This is a genomic window from Streptomyces capoamus (assembly GCF_014654935.1).
GTDB classification, from domain to species: domain Bacteria; phylum Actinomycetota; class Actinomycetes; order Streptomycetales; family Streptomycetaceae; genus Streptomyces; species Streptomyces capoamus.
Genome location: NZ_BNBF01000021.1, coordinates 31,591 through 35,339, shown reverse-complemented (window position 1 = coordinate 35,339; position 3,749 = coordinate 31,591). Strand labels below are relative to the sequence as shown.

General features: G+C 75.5%; 4 protein-coding genes. 2 read left to right on the top strand and 2 right to left on the bottom strand.

Going from position 1 to position 3,749, the window contains the following annotated elements; all coding sequences use genetic code 11:
• On the bottom strand, nt 1-812 hold an 812-nt coding region (locus IE312_RS28300; RefSeq protein ID WP_229900527.1), incomplete at its 3' end, for a DEDDh family exonuclease.
• 332 nt (nt 813-1,144) lie between these two features.
• Between IE312_RS28300 and IE312_RS28295 the strand changes: the two genes are divergently transcribed.
• Together IE312_RS28295 and IE312_RS28290 are read left to right on the top strand one after the other, a co-directional pair.
• On the top strand, nt 1,145-1,855 hold the full coding sequence (locus IE312_RS28295; protein WP_189985137.1) for a VIT1/CCC1 transporter family protein: 711 nt from the start codon (nt 1,145-1,147) through the stop codon (nt 1,853-1,855).
• 165 nt (nt 1,856-2,020) lie between these two features.
• Entirely contained in the window at nt 2,021-3,064 is a 1,044-nt protein-coding gene (locus tag IE312_RS28290) for a zinc-dependent alcohol dehydrogenase family protein (protein ID WP_189985136.1), read from the top strand.
• 139 nt (nt 3,065-3,203) lie between these two features.
• On the opposite strand, the gene IE312_RS42155 is transcribed toward IE312_RS28290, so the two are convergent.
• On the bottom strand, nt 3,204-3,749 hold a 546-nt coding region (locus IE312_RS42155), incomplete at its 5' end, for a CoA transferase (protein WP_229900526.1).

Genomic DNA, 3,749 nt, shown 5'->3' with positions numbered 1-3,749 from the left:
TCGGTGGCGCGGTCCTCCAGCAGCTCCCGCTCGGTGGAGGTGTCACCCGAGAAGGCCACCCGCATGCCCTGTTTGAGGGGTTTGCCCTCTTCATAGCGGCCCGGGTTGGGATGGGGGCATGCGGGCCTTTTGCGGGAAGGGCGCCAACTGCCAGGCCGGTAGACACCGTAGCCACCCGACGACTGACGGGGCACTGGCCGGTCCGACCACTCCGTCAGCGGCCGGCACTCCAGCAGCGGCAGCCGCACACCGCTTTGCGCCGCTGCCAGCAGACTGGGCCGGAACGCCTCGGCGAGCACACGCGCGTCGTCCAGCGCGTGGTGCGCCCGCTGCTGCACGACCCCGAAGTGGGCCGCGAGCGACTCCAGTTTGTGGTTGGGCAGCGGCAGCCCCAGCTCCTTCGACAGCGCGATGGTGCACAGCCGTTGCCGCACCGGCGCCTCGCGCCGCACGCGCGCGTACTCGCGCGCGATCATCTGCCAGTCGAAGACGGCGTTGTGCGCGACGAGCACCCGGCCGTCCAGACGGGCGGCGAACTCCTCGGCGATGTCCTCGAACAGCGGGGCGCCTTCGAGGACATCGCTCGTCAGACCGTGTATCCACACCGGTCCCGGATCCCGCTCCGGGTTGACCAGCGTGTACCAGTGGTCCTCGACCTCGCCGCGCGCGTCCAGCCGGTAGACGGCCGCGGAGATGACCCGGTCGTCCCGGGCCAGGCCGGTGGTCTCCACGTCAACGACCGCGTATCCCTTCGGATACGCGGCCGGCCACTGGGTGGGGGAGGACACTGCGGTCGCACGGTCTTCGAGCATGGTCACTGAGGATACGGGTCACGACTGACAGCGCGGTCCCTCAGCCCCGCGGCCCAGCCTGACGGCTCGCCCTCCCGCGCGGTCACCGTACACACGCGCGTGCGAACGCGAAGTCCGTCCGCCCCGCCCGGCGCCGGTGGTGCCGCGGCTCGTCGACGGCGCCCGCGGCGGGCGCCCGCCGGACGGCCGGCACCTCGCCGCCGCGCGCCGCCGCGTGCCACACCGCCGGGTCCCACAGCGACGTGGGCGTACGGCAGTTCGGGCACCAAGCGGCCTCCCGCGCGGGGCGTCGGTACGGCCGCCGTGGCACCCGGGGTGGGATCCTGCGTGCCGTGACCGAACCCACCCACGACGAAGCCCACGGCGGGGCCCTCGGCTCCCGGCTGAACTGGCTCCGCGCGGCCGTGCTCGGGGCGAACGACGGCATCGTCTCCACCGCGGGCCTGGTGGTCGGCGTGGCCGGCGCGACCGAGAACCGGGCCGCCCTGCTCACCGCCGGACTGGCCGGTCTGCTCGCCGGCTCGATGTCCATGGCGGCCGGCGAGTACGTCTCCGTCTCCACCCAGCGCGACTCCGAGAGGGCCGCGCTCGCCCTGGAGAGACGGGAGCTGCGCGAGCAGCCGGAGGCCGAACTGCGGGAGCTGACCGAGCTGCTGGAGGCGCGCGGGCTGTCCCGCGCTGTGGCCCGCGAGGCCGCCGAACAGCTCACTGCGCGGGACGCGCTCAGGGCCCACGCGCGCGTGGAGCTGGGCATCGACCCGGACGAGCTGACCAACCCCTGGAACGCGGCCTGGGCGAGCTTCCTGTCGTTCACCGTGGGCGCCCTGCTGCCCCTGCTGGCCATCGTCCTGCCCCCGGCCGGCTGGCGCCTCACCGTCACCGTCGTCTCGGTCCTGGCCGCCCTCGCCCTCACCGGCTGGTCCAGCGCCCGCCTCGGCGCGGCGGACCCCGGGCGGGCGGTGCTGCGCAACGCGGTGGGCGGGGCACTGGCGATGGGGGTGACCTACGGGGCGGGGACCCTGCTGGGGGCGGCGGGGGTGTGAGCGCCGGCCGGTGCCGGCGAAGCCAGGCGTCGGGGCAGCGGGCAGCGGACGGGCTACGGCACCTCGCCGCGCGCCCCGCGTGGCGGGCGACGTACCGTGAAGGGCGCCCACACCCCCGGGCGCACCCCGCTCTCGCAACGACCCCGCACGAGAAGGATCCCCGTCATGCGCGCCACCACCATCCACGCCCCGTACGACATGCGAGTGGAGGACGTGCCCGAGCCCGTGGTTCAGTTGCCCACCGACGCCGTCGTGCGGGTACTGCGCGCCTGCATCTGCGGCAGCGACCTGTGGGCGTACCGCGGTGAGGCGGCCCGGCAGCCGGGGCAGCGCATCGGGCACGAGTTCCTCGGGATCGTGGAGGAGACCGGCTCCGACGTGGGCACCGTCCACCGCGGTGACCTGGTCGTCGCGCCCTTCATGTGGTCCGACGGCGTCTGCGCCTACTGCCGCGAGGGCCTGACGACGTCCTGCGAGCACGGCGGCTTCTGGGGTTCCGTCGGCTACGACGGCGGCCAGGGCGAGGCCGTCCGGGTGCCCTTCGCCGACGGCACCCTGGTGCGGCTGCCCAAGGACGCGGCCTCCGACGAACGCCTGCTGTCCGCCCTGCTGACCCTGTCCGACGTCCTCGGCACCGGCCACCACGCCGCCCTCGGCGCGGGCGCCCGGCCCGGCGCCACGGTCGCGGTCGTCGGTGACGGCGCGGTCGGCCTGTGCGCCGTCCTGGCCGCCAAGCGGCTCGGTGCCGAGCGGATCATCGCGCTCGGCCGGCACGAGACCCGTACCGGCATCGCGCGCCGGTTCGGGGCCACCGACGTCGTCGCCGAGCGCGGGGAGGCCGCCGTCGAGGCCGTCCGTGAGCTGACCCGCGGCCAGGGCGCCCACTGCGTCGTGGAGGCGGTCGGCACCGAGCAGTCCATGCGGACGGCCGTCGGCATCACCCGGGACGGCGGTGCCATCGGCTTCGTGGGCGTGCCGCACGGCAGCGGCACCGGCCTGGACCTGGGCGTGATGTTCGACCGGAACATCGCCCTCCGCGGCGGCGTCGCCCCGGTCCGGGCCTACATCCCGGACCTGCTGCCCGACGTGCTCGACGGCACGATCGACCCCTCGCCGGTGTTCGACATGACCGTCGACCTGGAGGGCGTGCCGGCCGGCTACAAGGCCATGGACGAGCGCACCGCGCTCAAGGTGCTCGTGACCGCTTGACCGGCGGCACCGGCGGGGTCCCCCCATACCGTTGACGGCGTTGACGGCGTTGACGGCGTTGACGGCGTTGACGGCGTTGACGGCGCTGACGGCATTGACGGCATTGACGGCATGGGCGGCCGGATCGACGTCGTCGGCCTCACCGCCACGCGGCCGGGTCCGAGCCCCACGGCACCGGGGGCGCGGCCCAGCCGGTGGGGCCGCCGGTGAAGGACAGGGGCGGGCGGGCGTGCCGCAGCCGGCCGAGCGGGCTGTCCGTCTCCGCCAGCCAGGCGTCCGGGCCCGGGCAGGGCTCGCCCTCGGCCGGGTCCGGCCGGATGCCGTCCGTCAGCCAGCGGGCGGTCCGGGCCAGCGCCAGCCGGACCAGTCGGCTCCCGCCCTCGTGCGCCTGCTCGGTCAGGGCCCGCAGCACGGCCGCCGCCAGCAGATAGCCGGTGCCGTGGTCCAGGGCCTGGGCGGGCAGCGCACCGGGCCGCTCCGCCGTGCCCTCGGTCACCGCGATGCCGGTCGCGACCTGCACCAGGCTGTCGAAGCCCCGCCGCCCGCCCCAGGGGCCGTAGCCGCCCCAGGCCGACACCTGGGCCACGACCAGCCCGGGGTGCCGATCGGCCAGCGCGTGCGGAGCCAGCCCGAACCGGTCCAGGGCGCCCGGCCGGTACCCGGTCACCACGACGTCGGCGCCGCT

Bases quoted from the DNA above. Each gene is read 5' to 3' on its own strand.
- IE312_RS28290 (WP_189985136.1), top strand. From the start codon at position 2,021: ATGCGCGCCACCACCATCCACGCCCCGTACGACATGCGAGTGGAGGAC.